General features: G+C 74.1%; 12 protein-coding genes. 6 read left to right on the top strand and 6 right to left on the bottom strand.

Annotation, left to right across the window (positions count from 1 at the left end):
• Positions 1–71: 71 nt before the first annotated feature.
• Positions 72–857 (top strand): amidohydrolase family protein, encoded by a 786-nt coding sequence (locus ACQPYD_RS22300; RefSeq protein WP_433697523.1) that lies wholly within the window; start codon positions 72–74, stop codon positions 855–857.
• A gap of 160 nt (positions 858–1017) precedes the next feature.
• Here the strand turns inward: ACQPYD_RS22300 and ACQPYD_RS22295 are convergent, their stop codons facing one another.
• The 3 genes from ACQPYD_RS22295 to ACQPYD_RS22285 all read right to left on the bottom strand — a co-directional run bounded on the left by ACQPYD_RS22295 (position 1018) and on the right by ACQPYD_RS22285 (position 4521).
• Positions 1018–1857 carry an alpha/beta fold hydrolase gene (locus ACQPYD_RS22295; RefSeq protein ID WP_433697522.1) on the bottom strand — a complete coding sequence of 280 codons (840 nt, stop codon included), beginning with the start codon at positions 1855–1857 and terminating at the stop codon, positions 1018–1020.
• A gap of 212 nt (positions 1858–2069) precedes the next feature.
• Positions 2070–3452 (bottom strand): xylulokinase, encoded by a 1383-nt coding sequence (gene xylB, locus ACQPYD_RS22290; protein ID WP_433697521.1) that lies wholly within the window; start codon positions 3450–3452, stop codon positions 2070–2072.
• A 121-nt stretch (positions 3453–3573) separates the two neighbouring features.
• A complete protein-coding gene (locus tag ACQPYD_RS22285) occupies positions 3574–4521 on the bottom strand; it encodes a sugar-binding transcriptional regulator (RefSeq protein ID WP_402913029.1) in 948 nt (315 codons plus the stop codon).
• A 206-nt stretch (positions 4522–4727) separates the two neighbouring features.
• Here ACQPYD_RS22285 and ACQPYD_RS22280 point away from each other — a divergent pair, with 206 nt between their 5' ends.
• From ACQPYD_RS22280 to ACQPYD_RS22260, 5 genes are read left to right on the top strand one after another with little or no spacing between them, the layout of a single operon-like run.
• Positions 4728–6089, top strand: coding sequence for an ABC transporter substrate-binding protein (locus ACQPYD_RS22280; protein ID WP_433697520.1), 1362 nt, complete (start codon positions 4728–4730; stop codon positions 6087–6089).
• A gap of 58 nt (positions 6090–6147) precedes the next feature.
• Positions 6148–7074, top strand: coding sequence for a carbohydrate ABC transporter permease (locus tag ACQPYD_RS22275; RefSeq protein ID WP_330158345.1), 927 nt, complete (start codon positions 6148–6150; stop codon positions 7072–7074).
• Entirely contained in the window at positions 7071–7952 is an 882-nt protein-coding gene (locus ACQPYD_RS22270) for a carbohydrate ABC transporter permease (protein ID WP_433697519.1), read from the top strand. The genes ACQPYD_RS22275 and ACQPYD_RS22270 overlap by 4 nt, the downstream gene beginning before the upstream one ends.
• A complete protein-coding gene (locus tag ACQPYD_RS22265) occupies positions 7952–8947 on the top strand; it encodes a zinc-dependent alcohol dehydrogenase family protein (protein ID WP_344181858.1) in 996 nt (331 codons plus the stop codon). Before ACQPYD_RS22270 ends, ACQPYD_RS22265 begins: the two co-directional genes overlap by 1 nt.
• A 14-nt stretch (positions 8948–8961) precedes the next feature.
• The gene (locus ACQPYD_RS22260) at positions 8962–10053 is read left to right on the top strand and encodes an ABC transporter ATP-binding protein (protein WP_433697518.1); all 1092 of its coding nucleotides are present in this window, start codon (positions 8962–8964) and stop codon (positions 10051–10053) included.
• Between the two features lie 135 nt (positions 10054–10188).
• Here the strand turns inward: ACQPYD_RS22260 and ACQPYD_RS22255 are convergent, their stop codons facing one another.
• Genes ACQPYD_RS22255 through ACQPYD_RS22245 form a run of 3 tightly spaced genes read right to left on the bottom strand, consistent with a single transcriptional unit; the run spans position 10189 to position 12496 of the window.
• The gene (locus tag ACQPYD_RS22255) at positions 10189–10704 is read right to left on the bottom strand and encodes a flavin reductase family protein (protein ID WP_433697517.1); all 516 of its coding nucleotides are present in this window, start codon (positions 10702–10704) and stop codon (positions 10189–10191) included.
• Positions 10705–10744: 40 nt separating this feature from the next.
• Positions 10745–11308 carry an NADPH-dependent FMN reductase gene (locus ACQPYD_RS22250; RefSeq protein WP_433697516.1) on the bottom strand — a complete coding sequence of 188 codons (564 nt, stop codon included), beginning with the start codon at positions 11306–11308 and terminating at the stop codon, positions 10745–10747.
• A gap of 24 nt (positions 11309–11332) precedes the next feature.
• Positions 11333–12496, bottom strand: a complete 1164-nt coding sequence (locus tag ACQPYD_RS22245) for an LLM class flavin-dependent oxidoreductase (RefSeq protein ID WP_433697515.1) — start codon at positions 12494–12496, stop codon at positions 11333–11335.
• Between the last annotated feature and the right edge of the window lie 16 nt (positions 12497–12512).

Here is a 12512-nt window from a genome sequence, read left to right as displayed (position 1 = left end):
GCCCGTGCTCCTGCCCGCCCCTCGGGGCCCCGGGCCGCCCGACCGTCCCCGCCCGTGAAAGGCGATCCGCCGTGAACGCACCCCGCCCGCTGTTCGACGCCCACCTGCACATCGTCGACACCCGCTTCCCGCTGGTGGCCAACGGCGGCTACCTGCCCGCGGAGTTCACCGCCGAGCACTACCGGCGGCGCGTGGCGGACCTGGGGGTGGTGGGCGGGGCGGTCGTCTCCGGATCCTTCCAGGCCTTCGACCAGGGCTACCTCCTGGACGCCCTAGAGCGGCTGGGCCCCGGGTTCGTCGGCGTCACCCAGATCCCCCACGACACCCCCGACGCCCGCATCGCCGAACTCGCCGCCAAGGGGGTGCGCGCGGTCCGGTTCAACCTGCGCCGGGGCGGTTCGGAGGGCGCCGAGCACCTGGAGGCCCTCGCCCGGCGCGTGCACGCCGTGGCCGGGATGCACACCGAGCTCTACGTCGACGCCCGCGACCTGGGGCGGATCGCCGACACCGTGGCCGCGCTCCCGGCGGTGAGCGTGGACCACCTGGGCCTGCACGCCGACGGTCTCCCGGACCTGCTCCGCCTGGTGGAGCGGGGGGCGCGGGTCAAGGCCACCGGTTTCGGGCGCGTGGACCTGGACCCGGTGGCGGCGATGCGCGCGGTGCTGGAGGTCGACCCGTCCGCGCTGATGGCCGGCACCGACCTGCCCTCCACCCGCGCGCGGCGGCCGTTCGAGGACACCGACCTGGACCTGGTCGCCCGGGCCGCCGGGGAGCACCTGGACGCGGTGCTCCACGACAACGCCGCCGCCTTCTACCGCGTGGGGAGCCCGGGGGAGCGGTCGTCCCGGCCCCTCTGACCCGGCCTGGGGTTCGGCTCCCCGATCCTCCCGCGAGCCCCGCCCCCGCCCCGCGAGGCCCCGTCCCCGTCCCGATGATCTTGTACCTAGAGCGAGGTTCGGCGCCGAGACCGTCTACAAGTACAAGATCATCGGGGGTCGGGGGGCGTGCCGGACCGGCTCACCGCGCCCGGACGGCGTCCGACCCGAGGAAGTCGAGCACGAGCGTGACGACCCGCTCGGGGAACTGGTCGTGCGGGTAGTGCCCCGCGCCCTCGATCATCTCCAGGCGTCCGAGGCCGGACGGCAGGGCGTCGACGATCGCCGTCCCCTCGGCGCGCGGGTCGGCCCAGTCGGGGTCGAGCGTGCCCATCACGACCAGGACCGGGCAGCGGACGCCGCCGAGGTGCGCGCCGGCGTCGGACGGGGCGCTGCGGCCCATGTTCTGCAGGGCCTTCATCCGGCCCGGCTCGCGCAGCATGGAGTCGATGCGGTCGAGCCGCTCGGCCCAGTGGTCCGGCTTGGCGCCGGGGTAGGCCGCGTCGAGGTAGGAGCGCCAGAGCGGCACGCTGCCGAGCATCCCCGCGCCGAGCAGCCGCAGCATGCCCCGCCGGAAGCGCCTCACCCGCAGGTCGCCGAGGCCGATCGACTGCTCGCGGGTGAACGGCGCCAGCTCGACGACCGCGGTGACCAGCGAGGGCTCCTGCGCCGCGGCGATGGTGGCGGCCCCGCCGGAGAACGAGTGGCCGACGAGCACGGCCGGCCCGCCCAGGTGGCGGATGACGGCGAGCAGGTCCGCGGCGACGGCGGTGCGGCTCCATTCCGGCCAGTCCACGCCGGACTCGCCGCTGCCGCGCAGGTCCACGGCGGCGACCCGGTAGCCCGCCGCCACCAGCGGAGGGACCACGGCGCGGTAGGCGGCGCGGCTGTCGCCCATGCCGTGCGCGAGGACGACCAGCGGCCCGGCGCCCGAGACCTCGTAGGCGATCGTGCCGCCGTCGACGGCGAGGTACTCGGTCATGGCATCCCCCAAGTGGCTAAGTGCGTTAGCTAAAAGCTAATGGCATTAGCCAACCTTGTCAACGGCGTGCCCGCCGGGGGGTCCGCGTCCCCGGCAGCACGCGGGACCGCCCGTGCGGTCGCGCGCGGAGCCCCCGCCGCGCGCACATTCCGCACCCGCACCCGAACGCACCCGTGCCCCCGCCCGCGCCGGGCGGGGGCACGGGGCCGGGGTCAGACGCCGTGGAGGGACTCGCGCGCCTCCGCGTAGGCGCGCCGCACGAGGGGCGCGTCGACGGGCTCCAGCTCGGCGCCCTCGCCGAGGTCCCAGACCGGCGGCTCGGCGGTGCCCGCCAGCGCCCAGGCCGCCTGGCGGGCCGCGCCGACCGCGACGTACTCGGCGGGCGGCGGCACCGCCACCGGGACCCCCAGGACCGTCGCCGCGACCTCGCGGACCGCGGCCGACCGGGCGGCCCCGCCCACGAGCAGGACCCGCCCGACCGGCACGCCGGTGCGGGTCATGGCGGACAGGCCGTCGGCCAGCCCGCACAGCATCCCCTCCACCGCCGCGCGCGCGACGTTCTCCGGCCGCATGTTGGCCCGCCGCAGCCCGTGCAGGGAACCGGCGGCGTCGGGCAGCACCGGCGTGCGCTCGCCGTCCAGGTAGGGCAGGAGCACGACCCCCTCCGCGCCCGGTTCGGCGGCCAGCGCGAGCGCGTCCAGCCCGGCCAGGTCCACGCCGAGCATCGCCGCGGTCGCCCCGAGGACCCGCGCCGCGTTCAGCGTGCACACGAGCGGCAGGTGCCGCCCGGTCGCGTCGGCGAACCCGTTGACGATCCCGTCCGGGTCCCGGCTCGGCCCCTCGCTCACCGCGAACACGGTCCCGCTGGTCCCCAGGGACACCACGGCGTCTCCCGGCCGCAGCCCCAGCCCCAGGGCGGCGCCCATGTTGTCGCCGGTCCCGGGCGCGATCACCGCGCCCGACGGCGTGTGCCCCACGACCTCGGAGGGTCCGGCCACCCGGGGCGCCTCCAGCTCGCGTCCGAACGCCCTGGCCATCAGGTCGGTGCGGTAGGACCCCTCGGCCGGCGACCAGTACCCGGTGCCCGAGGCGTCGCCCCGGTCGGTGACGGGACCGGCCCCGCCGCCGGCCAGCCGCCAGGTCAGCCAGTCGTGGGGGAGCAGCACGCCGGTCGCGCGGGCGGCGTTCTCCGGCTCGTGCTCGGCCAGCCAGCGCAGCTTGCTGACGGTGAGGCTGGCGTTGGGCACGTTGCCCACGGCCCCGGCCCACTCCGCGGGCCCGCCCAGTTCACCGATCAGGTCCAGGGCCGCCTGCGCCGAGCGGGTGTCGTTCCACAGCAGGGCCGGGCGGACGACCCCGCCGTCCGCGTCCACGGCGATCATGCCGTGCTGCTGTCCGGCGACGGCGACCGCCGCCACGTCGTCGAGCAGGCCCGAGGAGGCCTCCTCCAGGGCGGTCCACCACTCGCGGGGGTGGACCTCGGTTCCGTCGGGGTGCGGTGCGCGGGCCTCGCGCACCACCGCTCCGCTGTCGGCGTCGCAGACCACGATCTTGCAGGACTGGGTCGAGCTGTCGATTCCGGCGACCAGTGCCATGTCGGCTCCGTGAGGGTGAGGGGGGTGGGTGCTTCGGAGGGTGGCGGTTCGGAGTGGGAGGAGGGTTCGGCGCGCGGGCCGGCGCGCGGCGGGGAACGGCCCGGGCGGGCCCGCCGGCGGCTCAGAGGCCCGCCGCCTCGATGAGCGTGCGCGCCGTCGTGGTGTCGGTGACCAGGGAGGACACCACGCCGGTCTTGAGCACGGAGTGGATCGCCTGCGCCTTGCCGGCGCCTCCGGCGACCGCGACGACCTCGGGCACGTCGCGCAGCTGCTCCAGGGTGATGGCGATGATCCGCGAGGTCAGCTCCGGTGCGGTCGGCGTGCCGTGGACGTCCACGGTCCGCGCGCACACCTCGGCCTGCACGCCGTCGCGTTCGAGGGCGGCGCCCTCGGCCGGGGAGAGGGCGTCGCGGACCAGGGACAGGGTCGGCGACCAGGATCCGATGGCGACCACCGCCTTGTCCAGCTCCGCGTAGCGCTGCATCGCCCCGGCCACCTGGGGCTGGGCGCGCAGGGCGTCGGCGGTCGCGGGGTCGGAGACCACGAGCGGGGCGTAGATGGGGTAGGCCGGGCCGCGCGCCAGGCTGGCGACCCGCCGGACCAGCTCCACCGAGTTCTCCTCCACGCCGCCGGGGAGCACCCCGGTCAGCTGCACGACCGTGCACCGGGGCAGCTCGGCCAGCGCCAGCGTCATCGCGTTGAGCGTGCGCGAGCAGGCCAGGCCGAGGGTGTCGTCCTCCTCCAGGATCTCGGTGAGGTACTCGGCCGCGATCCGCCCCAGGCCGCGGTGCATGGCGCCGCCCTCGCCGGGGTCGACCACGGCGATCGCCTGGTGCAGCCCGTAGGCGGTCCGCAGCTGGTGGGAGAGGTCGGTGTCGACCTCGGTGGGCTCGGCGATCTCGATGCGCACGATGCCCGCCGCGCGCGCGTCGTCGAGGATGCGCGCGACCTTGAACCGGCTGATGCCGAAGTCCTCGGCGATGCGGATCTTCGACTCCCCGGCGATGTAGTACCTGCGCGCGATGGCGGTGGCGCGGATCAGTTCCGCCGGTCGGAACGCGGGTTTCATCGACAGCCTCCAGGGGTTCGCTCATATGAGCATACTGGCGCTCATTATTGCATCCCGTCTTGACCCGTGGCGCCAGTCACAACTTAAATGAGCCGCACGTTGCTCATCTGCTCTGGGCTCTGCTCATATGAGCAAACCCGTGGCGGCCGGACGCGCCCACGGGACACGGCTCCCCCGCACCCCGGGCCGCCCCCAGGAGGAAGAACATGCTCACACGCACGACGCGGCGCGGACTCCCGGCCGCGGCCGCCGCCACCGGCCTGGCGCTCCTCGCCACCGCCTGCGCCGGCGCGGGAGGCGGCGGCTCCGGCGGGGAGCGCGTCGTCACCGTCGCCACGGTGGCCAACCCCCAGATGGACGACATCCAGGCCCTCGCGGACGAGTTCAACGCCTCGCACCCCGGCATCACCGTCGACTTCGTCGTCCTGCCCGAGAACCAGCTCCGCGACCGCGTCACCCAGGACATCGCCACCCGCGGCGGCCAGTACGACGTGGTCACCGTGGGCACCTACGAGGTGCCCATCTGGGCGGAGAACGGCTGGATCCTCGGCCTCGACGAGTACGCCTCCGACCCCGGCTACGACATCGACGACATCATCCCGACCGTGCGCTCGGCCCTCTCCCACGAGGACCAGATGTACGGGGCGCCCTTCTACGGCGAGTCGTCGCTGCTCATGTACCGCGAGGACCTGTTCGAGGAGGCGGGCCTGGAGATGCCCGACGAGCCGACCTGGGAGGACGTCGCGGCCTTCGCGGAGGAGCTGGACAACCCCGGAGGAGGCGTCTCCGGGATCTGCCTGCGCGGCGTCCCCGGCTGGGGGGAGCTCCTCGCCCCGCTCAACACGGTCATCCTCACCCACGGCGGCCGGTGGTACGACGAGGACTGGAACGCGCACCTGGACTCCCCCGAGGTCGAGGAGGCCGTCCGGACCTACGTCGACCTGGTGGACGAGTACGGGCAGCCCGGGGCGCCCAACGCCGGGTTCACCGAGTGCCTGACCACCATGGCCCAGGGCGACGCCGCCATGTTCTACGACTCCACCGTCGCAGCGGGCAACCTGGAGGACCCCGACTCCAGCAGCGTCGCCGGCGACATCGGCTACGTCCCCGCCCCGGTCGCCCGGACCGAGCACGCGGGCTGGCTGTGGGCATGGGCGCTGTCGATCCCCACGACCTCCACCGACCCCGGGGCCGCCTGGGAGTTCGTCTCCTGGGCCACGTCCCGCGAGTACCACCGCCTGGTCGGGGAGCGCCTCGGCTGGGAGCGCGTGCCGCCCGGCGCCCGCGTCTCGACCTACGACATCCCCGAGTACCGGGAGGCGGCCGAGGCCTTCGCCGGACCCACCTACGAGGCCATCGGCAACGTCGACGTGGAGCAGCCCGGCCTGCACCCGCAGCCGTGGACCGGCGTCCAGTACGTCGCCATCCCCGAGTTCCAGGACCTGGGCACCCGGGTCTCACAGGAGATCTCCGCGGCCATCGCCGGACGGCAGTCCGTCGAGGAGGCGCTGCGCAAGTCCCAGGAGTACGCGGAGGAGACGGCTCTGTCCGGCGGCTACCGCGACTGATCCGGGGCCGGGCCGCCCCCGGCCGCACCGCACCGCCACGACACCTTCGAGGAAGCCCATGACCGCTCAGACCACGCCGGACACGGCGCGGCGCGGGCCCACCACGCGCGAACCCGCGCGGGGGGAGCGCTGGATACGCCGGACCCCGCTGCTGCCGGGCCTGCTGTTCGTCATCGCGATGACGCAGATCCCGTTCCTGTTCACCGTCTACTACAGCTTCCAGGACAGCAACCTGCTGCGCCCGGACTCCGGCTCCTTCGCCGGGATCGCCAACTACGGCCGGGTCCTGGGGGACCCGCTCTTCCGCAACGCCGTCGCGAACACGGTCGTCCTGACCGTCGGCGCCGTCCTGCTCTCCCTGGCCCTCGGGCTGGCGCTCGCGGTCCTCCTCGACCGCTCCTTCCCCGGCCGGGGGATCGTGCGCACCCTCCTGATCACACCGTTCCTGGTCATGCCCGTCGCCGCGGCACTGCTGTGGAAGACGTCCGTGTACCACCCCGTCTACGGACTGCTCAACTGGGCGCTGTCCCCGTTCGGGGTCGAGGCGGACTGGGTCAACGACTTCCCGTTGCTGTCCGTCGTCATGGTCCTCACCTGGCAGTGGACGCCGTTCATGATGCTCATCATGCTCGCCGGCCTGCAGAGCCAGTCCCCGGAGGTGCTGGAGGCGGCGCGCGTCGACGGCGCCCGGCCCCTCGCCGTCTTCCGCCGCATCACCTTCCCGCACCTGCGCCGCTTCGTGGAGCTGGCGCTGCTGCTCGGCACGATCTACATCGTCCAGACCTTCGACGCCGTCTACATGATCACCCAGGGAGGCCCCGGCCAGGCCAGCACCAACCTGCCCTACTTCATCTACCTCCAGGCCTTCCGCGCCTTCGACGTGGGCGAGGCCGCGGCCGCCGGGGTCATCGTGGTGGCCGCCACCCTGGTCGTCGCCATGTTCGCCCTGCGGGTGGTCTCCAGCCTCTTCGAGGAGGAGTCGTGACAAGCGTGACCGAGGCGCCGGCCCCCGCCGCAGCCCCCGAGGAGGGGCCCGCCCCCCGCAGGCGCCGGCGCCGACCGCTCCGCCCCGCCGTGGGCCTGCTCGCCTGGGCCGTGGGACTGCTGTTCTTCTTCCCGGTCCTGTGGATGTTCCTCACCGGGTTCAAACAGGAGTCGCAGGCCTCCACCGACCCGCCGACCCTCTTCTTCCGACCCACCCTGGACCAGTACGCCGCCGTGCTCGGCCGCGACTTCGTCCCGTACCTGCTCAACTCGCTCCAGGCCTCGGTCCTGTCCACGCTCCTGGCCGTCGTCCTGGGCCTCCCGGCCGCCTACGCGCTCTCACTGGTGCGCGTCCCCCAGTGGCGGGACTCGCTGTTCTTCTTCCTGTCCACCAAGCTGCTGCCGCCGGTGGCCATGATCCTGCCGCTCTACGTCATCGCCCAGAACCTCGGCGCCCTGGACGACGCCCGCACCCTCACCCTCGTGTACACGGCCATGAACATGCCGATCGCGGTGTGGATGATCCGCTCCTTCCTGGTCGAACTGCCCAAGGAGGTGCTGGAGGCCGCCCGGATGGACGGCGCGCCCAGGCTCACCGAGATGCGGCGCGTCATCCTGCCGATGATCGCGCCCGGACTGGCCGCCACCGCCCTGATCTGCTTCATCTTCGCCTGGAACGAGTTCTTCTTCGCCGTCAACCTCACCGCCACCCGAGCCGCCACCGTGCCCGTGTTCCTCGTCGGCTTCATCAGCGGCGAGGGGCTGTTCTGGGCCCGCCTGTCCGCCGCCTCCACCATGGCGGCCCTGCCCGTGATCATCGCCGGATGGACCGCCCAGCGCTGGCTGGTCCGCGGCCTCTCCCTAGGAGCTGTGAAGTAATGCGTGCACTCGTCGTCAGCGAACCCGGCCACTTCTCCCTGGAGCGGGTGGAGGACCCCGCCCCCGGCCCCCGCGAGGTGGTCGTCGCCCCCTCCGCCGTGGGCGTCTGCGGCACCGACCTGCACATCATCGACGGGGAGTTCGCCCCCACGCCCTACCCGATCGTCCCCGGACACGAGTTCGCGGGAACGGTCGTCGCACTCGGCTCCGAGGTCACCGGCCTGGCCGTGGACGACCGCGTGGCCGTCGACCCCTCCCTGTTCTGCGGCGCGTGCTCCAAGTGCGTCGTCGGCCGGGGGAACCTGTGCGAGAGCTGGAACGCCATCGGCGTCACCGGCCCCGGGGCCTGCGCCGAACTCGCCGTCGCCCCCGCCGCGTCCTGCTACCCGATCCCCGAGCACATGCCCTTCTCCCACGGCGCGCTCATCGAGCCCCTGTCCTGCGCGGTGCACGGCTTCGACCTGCTCCCGGGCCGGGTCGGGGAGCACTACCTCGTGTACGGGGCGGGCACCATGGGCCTGCTGATGGCCCAGCTCGCCCGCTCCGCCGGGGCCGCGAGCGTGTCCGTCGTGGACCCCAACAAGGACCGGCTGGCGGTGGCGGCCTCCCTGGGCGCCGACGCCGTCGCCCCCGGCCCCGACGAGCTCGACCGCCGCGACTGGGAGGTCGTCGTCGACTGCACCGGCGTGGTCGCCGCCATCGAGGACGGGCTGACCCGCGTCGCCCGGGGCGGCACCTTCCAGGTGTTCGGGGTGGCGCCGGCCGAGGCCACCGCGTCCTTCTCGCCGTTCCGCGTCTACAACGACGAGATCACCGTCGTGGGCAGCATGGCCGTCCTGCACAGCTACGGGCGGGCCGTGGACCTCATGGCCAAGGGAGTGGTCGACGCCGACGCCATGGTCACCGACACCTTCGCCCTGGACGGCTTCGGGGACGCCGTCGACGCGTTCCGGGCGGGCCGTGGCCGCAAGCTCCAGATCAACCCCCAGTTGTAGAGGAGGGATCCGCCGTGGCATCGGTCGGTTTCGAGAAGGCCACCCACTTCTACCCGGGCTCGGAGGCGCCCGCCGTCGACGAGCTGAGCCTGGAGGTGGAGGACGGGGAGTTCCTCGTGCTCGTGGGCCCCTCCGGGTGCGGGAAGTCCACCTCTCTGAGGATGCTCGCGGGGCTGGAGGAGGTGGACTCGGGCACCATCCGCATCGGGGGTGAGGACGTCACCGACAGCGGCCCGCTGGAGCGCGACATCGCGATGGTCTTCCAGTCCTACGCGCTCTACCCGCACATGTCGGTGGCGCAGAACATGGGGTTCGCCCTGGAGATGGCCAAGGTCGCCAGGCCGGAGCGGGAGCGCAGGGTCCTGGAGGCCGCCCGGCTCCTGGACCTGGAGCCCCTGCTGCACCGCAGGCCCAAGGCCCTCTCCGGGGGCCAGCGCCAGCGCGTCGCGATGGGGCGCGCGATCGTGCGCGAGCCCCGGGTGTTCCTCATGGACGAGCCCCTGTCCAACCTGGACGCCCAGCTGCGCGTGTCCACCCGCACGCAGATCGCCGCCCTCCAGAAGCGGCTGGGCGTGACCACCGTCTACGTCACCCACGACCAGGTCGAGGCGATGACCATGGGCGACCGGGTGGCGGTGCTCAAGGACGGGGTGCTCCAGCAGTGCGACAGCCCCGTGCGGCTGTACGAGCGCCCCGCCAACGCCTTCGTCGCCGGGTTCATCGGCTCCCCGGCGATGAACCTGAGGGAGTTCCCCCTGGTCCGTGAGGGGGTCCGGGTCGGCGACGCCGACCTGCCGCTCACCCCCGGCCAGCGGCGCAGGCTCGCCGCCGAGGGCGCGTCCTCCGCTCTGCTGGGCTTTCGCCCCGAGACGGTGGACCTGGTGGGGGAGGGCGAGGGGTTCGCGATGGAGGTGGTCCTGGTCGAGCACCTGGGCGCCGACTGCTACCTGCACGGCGGCCTCCCCGGGCACCCGGCCGACGGCGACCTGGTGGTGCGGGTGGCGCCGCACGCGGCTCCGGCGGCGGGCGCGACCGTGCGCCTGGGTGTGCGCCCCGGACGGGTGCACGTGTTCTCTCCGGGAACGGGGGAGCGCCTGGACGGCTGAGCGCCCCGCCGCCGCCCGGCCTCCGGGCGGCGGCGGGCTCCGAGGTCCGGACGCCCCCGCGCGGGCGGCCCCTCCCGGTGGAACGGCCCCGGGAGGGGCCCGTGCGCGGGGAGCCCTCCGCGGTACGGGAAGGGGTCAGCGCAGAGCCGAGACCCCGCCGAACGCACCCCGGTGGTAGACGAGCGGCGGACGCGGATCGTCCAGCACCAGCGTGTGCGTCACCTCCCCGACCACCAGCCAGTGGTCGCCGATCAGCCGGGTGTCGAACCGGGAGCAGACCAGGTGCGCGGCGGCCCCGTCCAGCAGCGGGACCTGCGACGGCCCCCGGCTCCACGCCGTCGGCGCGGCGAACCGGTCCTCCCCCCTGCGGGCGAACCGGTCGGCCAGGTCGGACTGCTCCTCGGTCAGCAGCTGCACCCCGAACTCGCCCGCCCTGCGCAGCGCCGGCCAGGTCGTGGAGGACTCCGCGATGTAGAAGGACACCAGCGGCGGGGCGAGGCTGACGCTGGTGAAGGAGGTGGCGGTCAGCCCCACGGGCCGTCCCTCCACGCTGGCGGTGATGATGACGACCCCGGCCGGGTGGTTGCGCAGTGTCGCGCGGAAACGGTCGGCCTCCGCCAAGGACGGGGAAGCGGTCTCGGCGATACTCAACGGACTCTCCCTTGTGGTGGGTGAAGAGAGGGGGGAGGACTCAGGCGGCGGCCGGCCGGCTGCGCACCGCCGCGCGCAGCACGGGGGCCGCGCGCCCGGCCCACGGCGCGAGCACCCCGTCCAGGCGCGGAGTGCCGCCGGTCCCGCCGTCGGCGGGGACCGCGTCCTGGAGCAGGGCCAGTCCGGACGCCGGAACGGTCGCGCCCAGTTCGAGCAGCAGCGGGCGCAGGTGCACGTCCACGGCCAGGGTGTGGGCCGCGGACGCCATCACCAGCACGGGCACGGCCGTCACCCCCGCCAGCCCGCCGGGCGGCAGCAGGTCCAGGAACACCTTCAGCAGACCGGTGTAGGTCGCCTTGTAGGTGGGGCTGGCCACGACCAGCAGGTCGGTGGCGCGCACCCTCTCCAGGGCGGCCTCCACCTCCGGCCGGGGGCCGGGGGCGAGCAGCAGCTGCCGGATCCGCGACAGGTCGAGCAGGTCGTCCGGTCCGGGCGCGTCCGGCAGCCCGGCCGCGCCCGCGGCGTGGCGGGCCACGGCCAGGCCGGCGGTGGCGGTACGGGAGTTCGGCCGGGGATTGCCGACGAGGACGGTGGTGGTGGTCATGGCGGTCTCCAGGACGGGGGGCGGTCAGGACGTGGCCGGGGCGGACACGGCGAAGGGGACGTGGGGGGCGGCGGACTCCTCCCCTCCCTCCGGGTGCTCCCACAGCCCTCGCTCCCGCAACAGCGGAAGTACCCCCTCGCCGAACCAGTAGGCCTCCTCCAGGTGGGGGTACCCGGACAGGACGAACTCGGTGGCCCCTGCCCGGTGGTACTCCTCGATCAGGTCGGCCACCTGGGCGTGGCTGCCCACCAGGGCGGTGCCGGCCCCGCCCCTGGCCAGGCCCACACCCGCCCACAGGTTGGGGTGGATCTCCAGGTCGGCGGCGCTTCCGCCGTGCAGTTCGAGCATCCGGCGCTGGCCCTCGGACTCGCTCATGGCCAGGTGGTGCTGCACCTGCCCCACGGTGTCGGGGGCCAGCCCGTCCAGCAGGCGCTGGGCCTGGGCCCACGCCTCCTCCTCGGTGTCCCGGCTGATCACGTGCAGCCGCACGCCGTAGTCGAGGGTGCGGCCGCGCTTGGCCGCCAGGGCGCTGACCCGGTCGATCTTGTCGGCGACCGCGCCGGGCGGCTCGCCCCACGTCAGGTACGTCTGCACGCGGCGGGAGGCCACGTCGAGCGCGGCGGGGGAGGAGCCGCCGAAGTAGACCGGCGGCAGGGGGTCCGGCGCCTTCGCGAGCCGGGCCCCCTCCACCGTGACGTGCTCCCCCCGGAAGTCGACGGTCTCCCCGCGCCAGAGCCGTTCGACGACCTGGAGGAACTCGTCGGTGCGCGCGTACCGGGCGTCCTTGTCGAGGAAGTCGCCGTGCTGCCTCTGCTCGGCGGACTCGCCGCCGGTCACCACGTTGAGCAGGAGCCGCCCGCCGCTGAGCCGCTGGTAGGTCGCGGCCATCTGCGCCGCCAGGGTGGGCGAGAGGAGCCCGGGGCGGAACGCCACCAGGAACTTCAGCCGCCTCGTGCTCCCGGCCAGCATCGCCGTGGTCAGCCAGGCGTCCTCGCACCACGCGCCGGTGGGGGTGAGGACGCCCTCGAACCCCAGCCGCTCGGCGGCTCCGGCGATCTGGGCGAGGTAGTCCAGGGTCGGCTCGCGGGTCCGCCAGGCCGAGGCCACGACGTCCGCGCCGTGGCCGCCGCCGACGATGCCGCGGCTGTCCCCCTGCGTGGGCAGGAACCAGTGGAAGGTCAGGGGCATTGAGGGACGCTCCTCC

This window comes from Nocardiopsis sp. CA-288880 (assembly GCF_050955985.1).
In the GTDB taxonomy this organism is placed as follows: domain Bacteria; phylum Actinomycetota; class Actinomycetes; order Streptosporangiales; family Streptosporangiaceae; genus Nocardiopsis; species Nocardiopsis tropica.
The sequence above is the reverse complement of the archived record's forward strand: the minus strand, read 5'-3'. Positions and strand labels throughout refer to the sequence as shown.